We start from the raw sequence: 15,893 nt of genomic DNA, 5'->3' as shown, positions 1-15,893 counted from the left end.
GGACACCGCCGTCCCGAGCCGGGGTGCTAGGCCCGCAACCGCTCCGACACGGCCTCCACGTCGGCGGTGCGGCCCTGGACCTCGTACAGCGCCAGGGCCTTCGCCCACATCTCCCGCGCCAGGCCGTCCTCGCCCGTCACGGCGTGCACGTCGCCGAGGTGGTGCAGGACGGTGGCCTCCTCGGTGCTGTAGTCCAGCTCCCGGTACAGGGCCAGCGCCTCGTGGTAGTGCGCGACCGCGTCGGCCTGCCTGCCGTCGTGGTGGGCGATGTGGGCGAGGCTGTCCAGCGTGGCGGCCACGCCCTCCCGGTGCCCCAGTTCGCGGTTGAGCGCCATGCCCTCCGCGCAGAACTGCCGCGCCTCGGCGTACCGCCCGAGGCACGCGTAGCGCCAGCCGACCTCGTTGAGCGACTCGGCGACCCGCGTCCGGGAACCGGTCGCGCGGAACCCCTCCAGCGCGCTCAGCGAGTGGGCCAGCGCGCCCTCGAAGTCGCCCTCGAACTCCAGCGCCCACGCGTTCGCCCGGTGCGCGCTCGCGAGGGGGCCGGGGTCGTCGCCCTCCCGCAGGAGTTCCAGGCAGCGCCGCAGGTGCTCGTGCCCCTGCTCGGAGGCCGACACCTCGACGAGGTCCACCCCGAGGCACAGGTGCGCGGTGGCCTGCTTGGAGGCGTCGCCCATCCGCTCGGCCGAGGCGAGCCCCACCCGCCACGCCGCCACGTCGTCCGCCGAGCGCCCGCGCCGCAGGTGGTAGTTGTTCATCGTCCTGGCCAGCGTCCAGGCGTCCTCGTGCCACCCGTGCTCGGCGGCGAGCCGCTGCACCGCCAGCAGACCCTCGTGCTCGGTGTCGAACCACCGCATCGCCGCGGCGCCGTCCTCGAACGCCAGCGGGCGGCAGCCCTCGACCCGCTCCGCCTCGGGCAGGGGCTTGTGCGGCTCCAGCACCAGCGCCGCCGCCCGCGCGGTGCCGACGTGGAACCCGACCAGCCTGCGCAGCGCGGCCCCGCGCCCGGCCCGCGGGGCGAGGTCGGCGGCGTACAGGCCGACCAGGTCGTGCGTCCGGTAGCGGCCCGGCACGTGCTGCTGCACGAGGTGCGCGTTCTCCAGGTCCCGCAGCAGGAGCCGCGCCCGGCCGGTGGGCAGCCCCGTGAGCGCGGCGGTGGCGGGCAGACCGATGTCGGATGACGGCGAGAGGCCCAGCAGGGCGAACACCTCGGCCGCCTCGGGGCGCAGCGCGTCGACCGACCAGGAGAACACCGCCCGCAGGCTCGCGCCGATCTCACCCGCGTCCAGCGCGTCCAGCCGGTCGGAGCACTCGCGCAGCTCGTCGGCGAGCACCGCGAGCGGGAAGTCCGGGTCCAGCGCCGCGCGGGCCGCCACGATGCCCAGCGCCAGCGGGAGGCCGCCGCACCACCCGACCAGCGCGGACACCACGTCGGGCTCGGCGGCGACGCGGTCGGCCCCGAGCCTGGCCGTGAGGAAGGCGTGGGCCTCGCGGTCGCCGAGCACGTCCAGCGAGAGCGACCGGGCGCCGTGCGAGGTCAGCAGGCCCGGCAGGCGCAGGCGGCTGGTGACGACCACCGCGCACGTCGGGCTGCCCGGCAGCAGCGGGCGGACCTGCTCGGTGTCGCGGGCGTTGTCCAGGACCACGAGCAGCCGCTTGCCCGACACCAGGCCGCGGTACCGACCGGTCTGCGCGTCCAGGTCGGCCGGGACGGCCGCCGGGTCCTCGCCGAGCGCTTCGAGGAAGCCGCGCACGGCCACCGTCGGCGCCAGCGGTTCGCCGGACGGGTCGAACCCGCGCAGGTCGACGTAGAGCTGGCCGTCCGGGAAGTCGTCCGCGCGCCGGTGCGCCCACTGCACGGCCAGCGCGGTCTTGCCGATCCCGCCGGTGCCGCCGATCGCGGTGATCAGCACCGTGCCCGCCGGTTCGGCCGCGTCCAGCGCGGCCAGCTCGCCCTCCCGGCCGGTGAACCACCGCTGCCGCGCGGGCAGCTGCCGAGGCACCGCCCGCGTCTCGGCGGCGACGAGGGTCGGGTCCGCCTGGAGGATGCCCTGGTGCAGCTCGCGCAGCGGCGCTCCGGGGTCGGCCCCCAGCTCCTCGGCGAGGTGGCGCCGCACGTGCTCGTAGTGCCGCAGCGCCTCGGACGAGCCCCCGCTGCGGTGCAGGGCCAGCATCAGCCGCGCGGCGAGGCGCTCGTCGAGCGGGCGGTCGGCGGTCGCCGCGCGCAGGTCCGGCAGCACCGCCGCGTGCCGGCCGCAGCGCAGGGCCGCGTCGTAGCGGTCGAGTTCGGCCGCCTCGCGCTCGGCGTGCAGGGTGTCGCGCAGCGCGTCCAGCCACGGCGACTCCAGCCCGGCCAGCGCCTGGCCGCGCCACAGCGCGAGCGCGTCGTCCAGCAGGACCAGCGCGCGCTCGTCGTCGGAGGTGTCGCGCGCCTGCCGCACGAGCGACCGGAAGCGCAGCAGGTCGACGGTGTCCGGGTCGACCGCGAGCTGGTAGCCGCCGGGCTGCCGGTCGATGTCGACGTCCAGCAGGCGGCGCAGCTTCGACACGTAGCCGTAGAGCGTGTCCCGCGCCCGCTGCGGAGCCCGTTCGCCCCAGACGCGGTCGAGCAGCCGGTCGACCGGGACGGGTCGGCCCTCCTCCACGAGCAGGGCCACCAGCACGCAGCGCCGCCGGACGTGACCGACGTCGACGACCCGCCCGTCCAGGCGCACCTCGACATCACCGAGCAGACCGAACTCCAGCGGCAAGACCACGTACTCCCATCAGGCGATTCCAGGTTCATCCTAGGTTCGTTCCCGATCTTGGGACGAACGTGGTGGGCACGGTCCCGCCGACGGCGGAGCACCGTTCCCCACCGAGAGGCACACCGTGGAGTTCGTCCGCGAGAACGGCACGCGCTGCACCGGGCGGGTCGTCGCCCCGGTCAGGACCGGGGTCGACAACGGCGGACCGAACAGGGTGACCGTCCTGTCCGGCGGCGGTCGCTGAGTCCCGATCGTCGACCGTTCCGCGGCGCCGCTCACTGGGGGTGCGGCGCCGCGGAACGGTCGGGTTGACAATGGGAGGAGCATTTTCACCGATCTAGAACTGTGGTTGACAACAGTGGATCCCGTGAGCGAGCATGGATCGCGAGCCAGTCGGGGCAGGTGGGTGTTGTGCCAGGTGGGGCGCGCGCCGGACGGGTCGTTGTGCCATTGGCCGACGGTCTTCCTGTTCAGTGGTGAACCATTCTCACTCGTGTCCGGAGGATCGGCATGTCCGTGACCACACCCTTCATGGGGAATCCCGTGGCGGGGCGATTCGGCGAATTCGGCGGCCTGTTCGTGCCGGAGCCGATCGTGCCCGCCTGCCTGGAGCTGGAGCGGGCGTTCACCGAGGCCTGGGCCGACCCGGCGTTCCGGGGTGAGCTGGACGGCTACCTCAGGCACTACGTGGGCAGGCCGTCGCCGGTCACCGAGTGCCGCAGGCTCTCCGAGGAACTCGGCATCCGGGTGCTGGCCAAGCGCGAAGACCTCAACCACACCGGCTCACACAAGATCAACAACGTGCTGGGCCAGGCGCTGCTGGCCAAGCGCACGGGCAAGACCAGGGTGATCGCCGAGACCGGCGCCGGGCAGCACGGCGTCGCGACCGCGACCGCGTGCGCCCTGTTCGGCCTGGAGTGCGTGGTCTACATGGGCGAGGTCGACGTGGAGCGCCAGCAGCTCAACGTCTTCCGGATGGAGCTGCTCGGCGCGGAGGTCCGGCCGGTCTCCTCGGGCAGCCGGACGCTCAAGGACGCCGTCAACGACGCCCTGCGCGACTGGGTGGCCTCCGTCGACACGACCTACTACTGCATGGGCTCGGTCCTCGGGCCGCACCCGTACCCGTGGATGGTGCGCGAGTTCCAGCGGGTCATCGGCGACGAGTCGCTCGCCCAGTGCCGGGAACTGCTCGACGGCGCCGACCCGACGCACGTGGTCGCCTGCGTCGGCGGCGGCTCCAACGCGGCCGGGATCTTCGCCGGGTTCGCCGACACCGGTGCCGCCCTGATCGGCGTGGAGGCCGCCGGTGGCGCGGCCGTCGGCGCGGGCCGCGTCGGCGTCGTGCACGGGGCCAGGAGCATGCTGCTCCAGGACGGCCCCGGTCAGGTCCTGGAGGCTCACTCGATCTCCGCGGGCCTGGACTACCCCGGCATCGGACCGGAGCACTCCCACCTCGCCGAGATCGGCCGCGCCACCTACCCGTCCGTCACCGACGACGAGGTGGTCGTCGCCGTGCGGGAGCTGAGCAGGCTCGAAGGCCTCATCCCCGCGCTGGAGTCCGCGCACGCGTTCGCCTACCTGCTGCGCGAGGCGGGCCGGGAGGTCCCGCTCGGCTCGACCGTGCTGGTCAACCTCTCCGGCCGGGGCGACAAGGACATGCACCAGGTCATCACCCTCCTCGGCAAGGGCGGCACGGCATGACGACGACGGCGTACCCCACCACGCTCGAAGCCCACCTGCGCGGAACCACCCGCAAGCTGCTGGTCCCCTACGTCACCGGGGGCGTGTCCGACGACTGGGTCGACCTCGTGCACGCCGCGGTCGACGCGGGCGCGGACGCCGTGGAGATCGGCATCCCGTTCAGCGACCCGGTGATCGACGGCCCGGTGATCCAGGCCGCGTCCGTCCGGTCGCTGGAGCGCGGCACGACGCCAGGGTCCGTGCTGCGCGACCTCGCCGCGTACCGGCGCGACGTGCCGCTGATCGCCATGACCTACTACAACCTCGTGCTCCAGCACGGGCAGCGCGAGTTCGCCCGGCTGCTGGTCGAGAGCGGGGTCGGTGGCGCCATCCTGCCGGACCTGCCGCTGGAGGAGTCGGTGTCGTGGGAGGCCGACGCCGCCGCGCACGGCGTGGCGGCGGTGCTGATCGCCGCGCCCAGCACACCGGCCGACCGGCTGGCGGAGCTGTGCGCGCGCAGCACGGGGTTCGTCTACGGCATGGGCGTGATGGGCGTGACGGGGGAGCGGGCGGCCCCGACGGACTCGGCCCGCGCCATGGCGCGGCGGCTCAAGGACGTCACGGACAAGCCGGTCCTGATCGGCGTCGGCGTGTCCACGGCGGAGAACGCCGAGAGGGTCGCGGGCGTGGCCGACGGCGTGATCATCGGGGCGCCGGTGATGCGCCGCGTGGCCGAGGGCGGCGGCCCGGCGGGCGTCGGCGAGCTGGTCGGCGGGTTCCGCGCGGCACTGGACCGGGCCCGCGGATGACGCGGGCCGTCCCGGCGGATACCGTCTCCCACGGTGATCCACGTGGGACGGACCAGGAGGACGGGCAGCATGGCGAACCCGCGGCGGGACACCGAGCACCAGCTCACGAAGGCCGTCGCCACGCCGAAGTACGTGATCATCGAACGCGACCTGCTGCGCCGGATCGGGCGAGCCGAGTTCCGCGCGGGTGGGCCGCTGCCGTCCCAGCGCGACCTGAGCAGCCAGTACGGCGTGAGCCTGATGACGCTGAGGCAGGCGTTGCAGGCCCTGGAAGCGCAGGGCGTCGTCGAGCAGATCCCCGGCAAGGGCACGTACGTGCGGATCAACCGGGTCCCCTACGTGGCGACGGGTCTGGGCAGCATCGTCGACGACCTGCGCGGCCAGGGCATCGCGATGGACACGACGCTGCTGCGCGCGGAGGTCGTCGAGGCCACCCCGCGGATCGCCGCCCGCCTCGGCCTCGCGGAGGGCGACCGCGTGCTGGAGGTCGAACGGCTGCGCCTGGTCGGCCCGAACCCCGTGGTGCACCAGACGTCCCGCGTGCCGGAGTCGCTCGGCTCGGCCCTGCTGGACGCGGACTTCCGCGTCGAGTCGCTGTACGGGCTGCTGGCCGAGCGCTGCGGCGCGGTGCCCGCGCGCGCCACCGAGACGATCACGCCGCAGTCGATGTCGCCGGAGGTGGCGGCCCTGCTGCACGTCGTGCCGGGTGCGGTCGGGTTGCGCAGCGACCGGTTGACGTTCGACGGGTACGGCGCGGCGCTCGTGCACGACGACGCGCTGCTCGTGAGCGACCGCATGGTGGTGACGATCGAGCGGGAGGCGACGGGTCCGAACGTCCGGTACGTCCTGGAGTAGCCGCTACGGCACCATCCACGACAGCACGGGCGTGGACTGGAGGTAGACCAGGGCGCACATCAGCGCCAGGAAGCCGATGCTCCACAGGAGGACCTTGCGGAACAGGTCCCCCTCCTTCCCGGACACGCCGACCGCCGCCGCCGCGATGGCGAGGTTCTGCGGGCTGATCATCTTGCCCAGCACGCCGCCGGACGAGTTGGCCGCCGCCATCAGCGTCGTGCTCAGCCCGGCCTGCTGCGCCGCGGCGACCTGGAGCGCGCCGAACAGCGAGTTCGACGACGTGTCCGAGCCGGTCACGGCCACCCCGATCCAGCCGAGGATCGGCGACAGCACCGCGAAGAACGCGCCCGCGCCCGCCATCCACGTGCCGAGCGTCGCCGTCTGGCCGCTCGCGTTCATCACGTACGCCAGCGCGAGCACGGCCATCACCGTGACGATCGCCGCCGCCAGCTGCCGGTAGGTCGCCAGGTAGGTGCTCCACGCCCGGCGCGCGCCGATGCCGATCAGCGGCATCGTGATGAGCCCGGCGATGATCAGCAGCGTTCCGCCGGAGGCGAGCCAGTCGACCTTGAACACCGGCAGGGTGGACGGTTTCCCGTTCGCCGTCAGCAGGTGCAGGCCGGGCCAGGAGAACGTCCGGGTGACGCCTGCGAGCGCGCTCTTGACGAAGGGGATCTGCGCGAGGGCGAACACGGCGATGATCACGCCGTACGGGGCGTACGCCCGGAACACCTCCGCGGGGGAGTCCCGCTCCGGCGCCGGTTCCGCCGACGACCCCGCGCCGCCGGGCGCGACCGCCTCGACGTAGGTGTCCACCGGCCGCCACACCCGCAGCAGCAGCACGGTCGCCGCGGCGCTCACCAGCGCGGCGACGATGTCGGTGAGCGGGACGCTGAAGTAGTTGGCGGTGGCGAACTGCGCGAGCGCGAACGTGACACCGCAGACGACCGTCGCGGGCAGCGTGCGCCGCACCCCGCGCGGCCCGTCGATGATCAGCACCAGCGCCATCGGCACGAACACGCCCAGCAGCGGCGTCTGCCTGCCGACCATCGACGCCAGGTCCTGCACCGGGAGCCCGGTGACCGTCGCCAGCGTCGTGATCGGCACGGCCAGCGCGCCGAACGCGACCGGCGCCGTGTTCGCGACGAGCGCGACGGTCGCCGCCTTCAACGGCCGGAAACCCAGCGCCACCAACATGACGCTGGTGATCGCGACCGGTGTGCCGAACCCGGCGAGCGCTTCGAGCAGCGCCCCGAAGCAGAACGCGATGATCACGCCCTGGATCCGCTGGTCGTCGCTGACGCGGGCGAACGACCGCCGCAGCACGTCGAAGTGCCCGGTGTGGACGGTCATGTTGTACACCCAGATCGCGTTGACCACGATCCACAGGATCGGGAAGAACCCGAACGCCGCGCCCTCCGACGCCGCGAGCAGCGCCTGGCCGACCGGCATGGGGTAGGCGACGACCGCGACCAGCAGGGCGATCAGCAGCGACAGCAGCGCCGCGAGCCACGCTCTCATCCGCACGACGCCCAGCAGCACGAACAACGTGACCAGCGGCAGTGCGGCGAACAGCGCCGTCAGGCCGAGCGAACCCGAGACGGCGTCGAGGACCGGCTGGTACACGTGCTCCTCCTCGGTGAGGGAACGCGCTTTCCCACGACGCTAGGGGCAGTGGCTCACCGTGGTCAACCGACCGCGTTCCGCGGCCGTCTCAACTGGAGCGCGCCGCCGGAGGCCGGAACGCCGCGGCCAGCGCCAGTCCGGACACGACGTGCAGCACGAGGAGGACCAGGTACACGACCGTGCGCTGCCCGAAGAACGCGAAGCCCTGCGCGGCCAGGCAGAGCGGACCCGCCGCCCAGCACAGCCACGCCCACCGGCCGCGTTCCTCCCACAGCCAGAACGCCGACACCGCGCTCGTCGTCAACCCCACGAGCGCCAGCACCGCGAGGGCCGCGAGGCTCACCAGGGACGTTCGCGACAGCTCCTCGTACCGGCCGTCCCGGTACGCGGCGTCCGCGTGCCGGGCCGCCGCGACGGCGGCCACCTGCGCGATCACCGACAGCGCGACGAGCACGCGCACCGCGACAGCCATCGAACCTCCCACCCGTGACCGCTCCTGCTCCCTCCACGCCGCACGGGTCCCGCGGGTTGCCCGCCCACCCGGTCCGGACGGTCGCGGTTCGGCGGCGCGGTGTCCTCGGGGGACAGGCGGTCCAGGTGGAGGTCGGGTCCACGGGCCGGGCCCCGGTCGTGCGTCGACCGACCCCGTGCTAGCCGCCGATCCGCCGGATGGTCGCGATGGGGCCGATCGCGTTGATCGGGCTCACCTTCACCGGCTCGCCCGCGGTCGGCGCGTGCACGGCCATGGTTCCGTCGACCACCATGGCGACGTGGCTCAGCGAGTCGTGGTACAGCACCAGGTCGCCCGCCCGGACCTGGTCACGCCGCACCGGCGTGCCGATCAGGGCCTGGGTGTAGGTGGTGCGGGGGACGGCCACGCCCGCCGACCGGAACGCCGTCATGACGAGACCCGAGCAGTCGTAGGTGTCCGGCCCGACCGCGCCCCAGACGTACGGCTTGCCGAGCTGGGTCAGCGCGAAGCGCACGGCGTCGCCCCCGGCGCTCCCGGCCGCCGGGACGTCGACGGCCGGACCGGTGCCGCTCAGCAGGGCCCGGTCGGCACCCGCCAGCTGGTCGAGGGCCCGACGCACCTCCGCCACCTCGCCGTCCAGCCGCTCCTGGCGCAGTTCCGCACCGCGCGCGGCCTCGGCCGCCTCGTCGGTGAGCCGCCGCGCGGTGCCGAGGGCGTCGTCGGCGGCCAGGCTGGCTTCCGCCGCGCTGGTGCGGGCCGCGTCCGCCTCGCCCCTGGCCACCGCGGCGTCGGTCGAGGCGGTGGCGGCAGCGGAGACGAGGTCACCGTGCCGCTCGGCGTACACGTCCATGATCATCGCGGCGTCGAGGAACTCCTCGGGCGAGTCGCTGCTGAAGATCGCCGCCAGACCGTTCAGCCGCAGCCCCTTGAAGGAGATCTCCACGATGTGGTCGATCTCGGCCCGCAGCCCGGCCTCCACGCGCTGCGCCCGGTCGGCCGCTTCGGTGGCGAGGGTGAGCGCCTGGGCGGCCTCGTCGGCGAGGACCCGCGACCGGTCCGCCGCGCCGGTCGCCTCGTCCAGCGCCACCCGCGTGTCGGCGAGGACCTGCCGGGCGGTCAGCACGTCCTCGCTGGCGCGCGCGGCGGACCGGCTCAACTCCTCGTAGCGGGCGGTGCCGGGGGCGGTGGGCTCCTGCGCGGCGGCCGTTCCCGGCGGACCGACCACGCCGATCAGCGCGGCGGTCAGGAACACCAGGACGAACGTGGACGCGGCGTGCTTCTTCACGGCGGGCTCCTCTTGCGACGGACGTGGTGACAGCCCGACGTTAGGCGCGGATCCGGGCGGCGGACGGGGTGCGGCGAGTGCTTGCGGATAACTTGAGGTTCCCCGGACGCCCACCAGGGGCGCTGGAGGAGCTGCCGCTCCCACGAGGACGGCCGTCGAGATCGGACCGCGGTGATCTCCGAGTCCTCGGTGGCGGTCCGCGCCGGAACGCGCACAATGGCGGGGATGAGCGAGCCCGCGAAGGTCCTGGTCGTCGAGGACGACCCCGAGATCAGCTACCTGATCGAGCTGGCGCTCGCGGACGCAGGCCTCGACGTGCGGTCCGTGGGCGACGGCGACCTAGCCCTGGTCGCCGCGCGGGACTGGCGGCCCGACGTGGTGCTGCTCGACCTGGGCCTGCCAGGTCCGGACGGGGTCGAGGTCTGCCGGAGGCTGCGGCGGTTCTCCAACTCCTACGTGCTCATGCTGACCTGCCGCGCCGAGGAGGAGGACAAGCTCATCGGGCTGTCCGTCGGGGCCGACGACTACCTGACGAAGCCGTTCTCGCCGCGGGAGCTGCTGGCCAGGGTCCAGGCCGTGCTCCGCCGCCCGCGCGACCTGGTGGGAGCCACCGCGGTGGAGCCGGGCCCGGTCGAGATCGACCTGGAGGCCAGGGAGGTCAGGGTGGCGGGTGAGGTCGTGGTGCTGACGAGGATCGAGTTCGACCTGCTGGCCGCGCTGATGGAGAACGCGCGCCAGGTGCACACGCGCGAGCAGCTCCGGGAACGCGTGTGGGGCGGCTCGTGGCTGGCCGACGACCACGCCGTCGACGTCCACATGTCCAACCTGAGGCGCAAGCTCAGCGCGACCGGCGAGGCCGGGATGATCACCACCGTGCGCGGGGTCGGCTACCGGTACGTGGCCGAGGTCGGGCCGTGAGGGCGCTCGTGGTCGACGACGGGGACACCGGCCGGGACGCACGGCGTGCCGATGAGGTGCCCGGACGGCGCCGCGACCGGGTGGCCCGCGCGGCTTCGGAGTTCCGGTACCCGACCTGCCCGTCCGTGGTGGCGGACCACCGATGAGCATCGATTCGGCACTCGTTGACGACACCACATTCGCGAATCACCCGATCGAGTGTATTTGTGGTTTTGGGGCTCCTGTGGGTGAATTACAAGTTTAGAACGGCGGATACCGGTCTTCCGGTGGCCTTTTGTCGAAGGTGGGAGCCTCCCCATCGGAAAGTCGACGGTGAGCGTTACCGGATCAGCCCGTGTGAGAACTCTTTTTCTCCTCTGGTTTTCCGCTGCTCGCTTTCATGATTCATTCGTGATCGAGTCCGGTCTGGTTGTTCCGCGTACAGTTCGAATGCACGGTGCACGCTTCGCCTTGTTCCCCGTGATCACATTCTTGACAAAAGTGGGAAGGCCATTGGATGAACGGCGATCCAGTTCGGACCGGACGATTCGACCGCAGGCGGTGGAGCGTCGCGGGCGGGCTCGTCACCGCGGCGAGCACCCTCGTGGTGGTGGGGCTGCTGGCGGGCCAGACGACCGCGTCAGCCGCGGAGGCGCCCGTGCCGCTCGGCACCGCGGCGAGCTACTCGGTGCTGGGGGGTGTGACGGTCACCAACACCGGCGACACGATCCTCGGCGGTGACCTCGGCGTCAGTCCCGGCACGGCCATCACCGGCTTCCCGCCGGGGCTCGTGGGCGGGGCGACGAACGCGGGCAACGCGGTGGCCGCACAGGCGCAGTCCGACCTGGTGATCGCCTACGACGACGCCGCGGGCCGGGCGCCGACCGCGAGCGTCTCGGACGACCTGGTGGGGCAGGTGCTGCCGGGCGGGGTCTACAAGTCGACCGGCCCGCTGTCGCTGAGCGGGACCCTGACGCTCGACGGCCAGAACGACCCGAGCTCGGTCTTCATCTTCCAGATCGCCTCCACCCTGATCACCGCGTCGGCCAGCAGCATCGACCTGGTCAACGGCGCCCAGCCGTGCAACGTCTACTGGCAGGTCGGCAGCTCCGCGACCCTCGGCACCAACTCGTCGTTCATCGGGAGCGTCCTCGCGCTGACCTCGATCACCGTGAACACGGGCGCGGTCGTCGAAGGGCGGGCGCTGGCGCGCAACGGGCAGGTCTCGTTGGACGACAACGTGTTCACGGTGCCGGGGTGCGACCTGACGCCGATCACGACCACCACGACCGACGTGACGACGACGACCACCGACGACACCACGACCACCGCGGAACCGACGACGACCACCACGGACACGACCACGACCACGGACGAGACGACCACCACGACCGACACGTCCACCACTGACACGTCCACGACCGAGCCGACCACCACCACGACCGAGCCGACGACCACGACGACGGAGCCGACGACCACGACGACGGACACGTCGACGACGGACGAGACCACGACGACCACGGGTGGGACCACCACCACGACCGAGGAAACGACGACGACCACGGACACGTCGACGACGGACACCACGACCACGGACACGTCGACGACGGACACCACGACCACCACCCGACCCACGACCGACTCGACCACCACCGACTCGACCACGACGACGGACGGGAAGACCACGGACGGGACGACGACCACCACGACGCCCTCCACCACGGAGGAGTCCACGACCACGACGACGCCGACCACGACCGGCTCGACGACCTCGGGCACCACGGCCGCGCTGGAGGCGACGACCGGGTCCTCGACCACCTCGTGGACCGCGTCGGGCACCTCCACGACCGACAGCGCCCTCGCGGGCCGAAAGGGCGCCGGTTCGGGTGAGCGGGTGTGGACCGACGATTCGGAATCGGGCTACTACTCGTCCGGCCTTGCCAGCACCGGGGTGAGCAGCGGACTGGGGTCCGCGCTCGCGATCGGCGTGCTGCTCCTCCTCGGCGGCGCTCTCCTCCTGGTCACCCTCCGCTCGCGAAAGTCGCGGAAAATGTGAGTGACGCGGTCCGGAGGCCACGCTGATAAATGTGCGAGAACAACGGGATCCGGTCGTCGCGTCGCGACGAGGCATCCGCTCCTTCATCATCGTTCGGTCGAAGGAGGTGCGTGATGCGCGAATTCACCGGGGAGTTCGTCGGAGCGGCGGTGCCACCGGCACCGCCGTCGGCGATCGGCGCGGCGCGGCCACCGGGTGCGACGACTACCCCGCGTGCCTGACCGCCCTGCCGCGGGCCGCGGCCGTCCCGGTGCGCCGCCCCGGCACCGGGGCGGCGCACCGGTGCCTCATCCCGTGGACCGCATGACCACCAGGTCACCGTGGCCGCCGTAGCCCAGGACGGACTCGGCGTACTGGGTGCCGTCGAACGTGATCATCACCCAGTCGCGGCCCACGGGCAGCAGGACCGGGTGCGGGATGTTGGTGCCGTAGGGCGCGTCGAGCGTGCCGAGCTTGCGCATCGCCAGGTCGTACACCGGGTACTCGCGGGCGTCGCCGTCGCTGGCGAACACGTACCACTGGCGGCCCACCCGCTGGATGATCGTGCCCTCGGTCTGGTCGACGGTCGTGTCCGCGCCGACCAGGCTCAGCGAGTCGGCGTAGTCGGCGCCCGGCGGGCCCACCGCCAGGGCCGGGTGGAAGATGAACGACGGCTGCTGGGCCTCGCTCTCCACGAACGCGAGCCGCCACCGGCCGTCGACGCGGGTCAGCGCGGGGTCCCACGAGCTGACGGACGTCGGCAGCGCCAGGCGTTCGGTGGACAGGACGTGGACGCCGGACAGGACGTTCGCGGTCGTGGTCGTGTGGCGGACGTGCACGCCGCGGAAGTCGAAGTCGCCCCAGGAACTCATGAGCAGGATGAACCGGCGGGTGCGGTCGTCGTAGACGATCTGGCCCGCGTGGTCGCCCACCACCACGCCGTCTCGGGCGAAGAACAGCACCGCGACCTGCTCCAGCTTGGACGGGTCGGCCAGGTCGAGCGTCCACACCGCCCAGTGCGCCTGCTGGAAGAAGCCCAGCCCGGCGTTGGTCATCGTCAGGTAGAGCTTGCCGTCGCGGATGTACGGCTTGCCGTCGGCGTGCTGCACGACGTGCGGGTCCCGCACCCCGGCCTGGCCGTAGTAGCCCGCCCGCACCCGGCCGAGGCGGACCGAGCCGGTGCCGCGACCGCCGTAGGAGTAGTCGAGCTTGCCGAGCACGGCGGGCACGCGCAGGTCGACCAGCGCGCGGACGCGGTCGCGCTCCGTCACGACCGGCTGCCACGCGGTGCCCGTGCCGGTGGTGTCCACCAGGACGGTCACCGCGTTCTCGTTGACCACCACGGCCATCCGGAACGCGCCGGACACCCGCACCTCGGCCGTCTTCACCACCGTGGTCGTGCCGCCCGCCGTGACCTCGATGGTCGCGCGCCCGGCCGACGGGTCCACCGTGCCCAGCACGGACGTGCCGCCGCCCGCCAGACCGGCGACCACGGCACCGGGACCGTCGACGCCCTGCACCTCCACCAGCACCGACCCGAACGGGGCCCTCGGCCGCACACCGGTGGAGATCAGGGTGCCCAGGGTGGTCAGGGCGCCGATCGCGCTGTCGTACTGGGTGAACCTCGGTGCGATGAGGTCGAACGGCCGGAACTTGTGGGTGACCTCGAAGTGCAGGTCGAACGGGGTCGCGCCCGGTTGCGCCGCCGCCGTCGCGGTGCCGAGCAGGCCGGGCAGCACTGCCGCGCAGCCCACCGCCCCCACTCCGCGCAGCAGGCTGCGGCGATCGATTCCGCCCTCCATACGTGTGCCTCCCTCGTTCCGATCACCGGTGACCGGTCCACGAGATGTACCCGGAGACGGTCGTCGGGCACCAGGGATTGATCGGAAGTGGCGTTCGATCGGCTCCCGAACGATCAGTTCCGATCAGGAACGACCTATCCTGTGGCCGTGTTCGCCGCCGAACGTCGCCAGGTGATCCTCGAACTGGTCCGCACCAACGGGGCCGTGTCGCTGCGCGAGCTGGCCAGGATCGTCGGGGCCAGCGAGGTCACCGTCCGCCGCGACCTGCGGTTCCTCGACACCGAGGGGCTGCTGGTGCGCGGGCGCGGCGGCGCGGTCGCCACCGACGGCCCCGCCTACGAGCCCAGCCACTCGGAGAAGGCGGGCGTGGCGGGCGCGGCCAAGGCGGCCATCGCCGACCTCGCCGCCGACCTGGTGTCGCCGGGTGACGCGATCGTCGTCGGAGCGGGCACCACGACCCAGGCCCTGGCCCGCCGCCTCGCCAGGGTGCCCCGGCTGACCGTCGTGACCAACTCCCTGCTGGTCGCCCAAGCCCTCGCGCGGAGCACCGGCGTCGAGGTGATCCTGCCCGGCGGGGTCCTGAGGGGAGCGATCTTCGCGCTGGTCGGCAGCACCGCCGAGCAGGGGATCAGCGGGCTGCGCGTGCAGCGCGCGTTCCTGTCCGGCAACGGTCTGTCCGCGAGCCACGGCCTGTCCACGCCGAACACCGCGGTCGCCGGGGTCGACCGGGCCATGGCGGCCATCGCCGACGACGTGGCGGTCCTGGCCGACCACACGAAGATCGGCGTCGACACGATGGTCCAGACCGTCGCGCCGGACCGCATCGCGCACGTGGTCACCGACACCGGGGCCCCGGCGGCCGAACTCGACCGGCTGCGCGCGGCCGGGGTCGCAGTCCACGTCGCCGAGCCATCCGGGTGACGCGCCCCTCGGCACCTTCATCCACCGGGCCCTGATCCACTACCGTTCGTCCTCGCCCGCACAGGGCGGGGGCCTCGGGGGAGGCACTTCCGGGGTGGACACTTTGGGGGGAACCATGAAGTTCGCTGTTCTGGTGGCCGCTGTGGCCGTGGCCGTCGTCGGCACGGCGGCACCTGCCGCCGCCGAGCCCGACCAGGTGACCACCAGGTCGTTCTCGGTCGGGTCGACCCAGGCGCCGGTCGGTGGCGACGTGAGGATCAGGGGCGTCTACCGCAGCGCCCAGCAGGCGGAGTTCCTGTGCGAGACGGACTTCGGTGACGACCAGGTGGCCACCGGGCCGTGCGACACCCTCCTGCACCCGTACGCCGAGCCCGGCACGTACCGGATCACCCAGACCGCCCGCACGACCACGGGCCTGGAGGTGGTGTCGACGGGGTCGATCGTCGTCGTCCCGTCGGTCGGACCGCTGACGGTCACCGCGACCGCGTCGCTGAGCGGCCCGCGCACCGTCGTGGTGCACACCACCTTCACCAACGGCTACGACGTGACGAGGCTGCGCGTCGACTGGGACGACACCTCCTACACCACCGGCCCGGCCGACTCCATGCAGGACATCGACTACACCTACGCCGAGCCCGGCACGTACGCGATCAGGGTCCGCGCCACCGACTCGTCCGGAGCGCTCGCGTACACGACCACCACGGTCGAGATCTCCTGACCGGTCCCGTGGTGAGCGGCGCCCGACGGCGCCGCTCACCACCGGG

General features: G+C 72.8%; 12 protein-coding genes. 7 read left to right on the top strand and 5 right to left on the bottom strand.

Annotated features, from left to right (window positions below):
* Positions 1-26: 26 nt before the first annotated feature.
* Complete coding sequence (locus VFZ92_RS20485; protein WP_330877590.1) at positions 27-2,756, bottom strand: AfsR/SARP family transcriptional regulator; 2,730 nt, start codon at positions 2,754-2,756, stop codon at positions 27-29.
* 522 nt (positions 2,757-3,278) lie between these two features.
* Here VFZ92_RS20485 and trpB point away from each other — a divergent pair.
* The 3 genes from trpB to VFZ92_RS20470 are packed head-to-tail and all read left to right on the top strand — an operon-like array spanning position 3,279 to position 6,091.
* Positions 3,279-4,448: a tryptophan synthase subunit beta gene (trpB, locus tag VFZ92_RS20480; protein ID WP_330877611.1), complete on the top strand. Its 1,170-nt coding sequence runs from the start codon at positions 3,279-3,281 to the stop codon at positions 4,446-4,448.
* On the top strand, positions 4,445-5,236 hold the full coding sequence (gene trpA, locus VFZ92_RS20475; RefSeq protein WP_330877589.1) for a tryptophan synthase subunit alpha: 792 nt from the start codon (positions 4,445-4,447) through the stop codon (positions 5,234-5,236). The genes trpB and trpA overlap by 4 nt, the downstream gene beginning before the upstream one ends.
* Before the next feature lie 33 nt (positions 5,237-5,269).
* Entirely contained in the window at positions 5,270-6,091 is an 822-nt protein-coding gene (locus VFZ92_RS20470; protein WP_330877588.1) for a GntR family transcriptional regulator, read from the top strand.
* A gap of 3 nt (positions 6,092-6,094) precedes the next feature.
* Here VFZ92_RS20470 and VFZ92_RS20465 read toward each other — a convergent pair whose 3' ends face one another.
* From VFZ92_RS20465 to VFZ92_RS20455, 3 genes are all read right to left on the bottom strand, one after another.
* The gene (locus VFZ92_RS20465) at positions 6,095-7,717 is read right to left on the bottom strand and encodes an L-lactate permease (RefSeq protein WP_330877587.1); all 1,623 of its coding nucleotides are present in this window, start codon (positions 7,715-7,717) and stop codon (positions 6,095-6,097) included.
* Between the two features lie 88 nt (positions 7,718-7,805).
* Positions 7,806-8,189, bottom strand: coding sequence for a hypothetical protein (locus tag VFZ92_RS20460; protein ID WP_330877586.1), 384 nt, complete (start codon positions 8,187-8,189; stop codon positions 7,806-7,808).
* Between the two features lie 178 nt (positions 8,190-8,367).
* Positions 8,368-9,474 carry a C40 family peptidase gene (locus VFZ92_RS20455; RefSeq protein ID WP_330877585.1) on the bottom strand — a complete coding sequence of 369 codons (1,107 nt, stop codon included), beginning with the start codon at positions 9,472-9,474 and terminating at the stop codon, positions 8,368-8,370.
* 225 nt (positions 9,475-9,699) lie between these two features.
* On the opposite strand from VFZ92_RS20455, the gene VFZ92_RS20450 reads away from it, so the two are divergent.
* A complete protein-coding gene (locus tag VFZ92_RS20450; RefSeq protein WP_330877584.1) occupies positions 9,700-10,392 on the top strand; it encodes a response regulator transcription factor in 693 nt (230 codons plus the stop codon).
* Positions 10,393-10,888: 496 nt separating this feature from the next.
* The gene (locus VFZ92_RS20445) at positions 10,889-12,427 is read left to right on the top strand and encodes an ice-binding family protein (protein WP_330877583.1); all 1,539 of its coding nucleotides are present in this window, start codon (positions 10,889-10,891) and stop codon (positions 12,425-12,427) included.
* 287 nt (positions 12,428-12,714) lie between these two features.
* Here the strand turns inward: VFZ92_RS20445 and VFZ92_RS20440 are convergent, their stop codons facing one another.
* Positions 12,715-14,208: a hypothetical protein gene (locus VFZ92_RS20440; protein ID WP_330877582.1), complete on the bottom strand. Its 1,494-nt coding sequence runs from the start codon at positions 14,206-14,208 to the stop codon at positions 12,715-12,717.
* A gap of 147 nt (positions 14,209-14,355) precedes the next feature.
* Between VFZ92_RS20440 and VFZ92_RS20435 the strand changes: the two genes are divergently transcribed.
* Together VFZ92_RS20435 and VFZ92_RS20430 are read left to right on the top strand one after the other, a co-directional pair.
* Complete coding sequence (locus VFZ92_RS20435; RefSeq protein WP_330877581.1) at positions 14,356-15,129, top strand: DeoR/GlpR family DNA-binding transcription regulator; 774 nt, start codon at positions 14,356-14,358, stop codon at positions 15,127-15,129.
* A 115-nt stretch (positions 15,130-15,244) separates the two neighbouring features.
* Positions 15,245-15,847 (top strand): hypothetical protein, encoded by a 603-nt coding sequence (locus VFZ92_RS20430; RefSeq protein ID WP_330877580.1) that lies wholly within the window; start codon positions 15,245-15,247, stop codon positions 15,845-15,847.
* Positions 15,848-15,893 lie beyond the last annotated feature (46 nt).

Source organism: Umezawaea sp. (genome assembly GCF_036375055.1).
Lineage (GTDB): Bacteria > Actinomycetota > Actinomycetes > Mycobacteriales > Pseudonocardiaceae > Umezawaea.
The sequence above is the reverse complement of the archived record's forward strand: the minus strand, read 5'-3'. Positions and strand labels throughout refer to the sequence as shown.

What these genes read in the sequence shown, in the direction of transcription:
- trpB (WP_330877611.1), top strand. Translation starts at nt 3,279, where the DNA reads ATGGGGAATCCCGTGGCGGGGCGATTCGGCGAATTCGGCGGCCTGTTC.
- trpA (WP_330877589.1), top strand. Translation starts at nt 4,445, where the DNA reads ATGACGACGACGGCGTACCCCACCACGCTCGAAGCCCACCTGCGCGGA.
- VFZ92_RS20460 (WP_330877586.1), bottom strand. Translation starts at nt 8,189, where the DNA reads ATGGCTGTCGCGGTGCGCGTGCTCGTCGCGCTGTCGGTGATCGCGCAG.
- VFZ92_RS20450 (WP_330877584.1), top strand. Translation starts at nt 9,700, where the DNA reads ATGAGCGAGCCCGCGAAGGTCCTGGTCGTCGAGGACGACCCCGAGATC.
- VFZ92_RS20445 (WP_330877583.1), top strand. Translation starts at nt 10,889, where the DNA reads ATGAACGGCGATCCAGTTCGGACCGGACGATTCGACCGCAGGCGGTGG.
- VFZ92_RS20440 (WP_330877582.1), bottom strand. Translation starts at nt 14,208, where the DNA reads ATGGAGGGCGGAATCGATCGCCGCAGCCTGCTGCGCGGAGTGGGGGCG.
- VFZ92_RS20430 (WP_330877580.1), top strand. Translation starts at nt 15,245, where the DNA reads ATGAAGTTCGCTGTTCTGGTGGCCGCTGTGGCCGTGGCCGTCGTCGGC.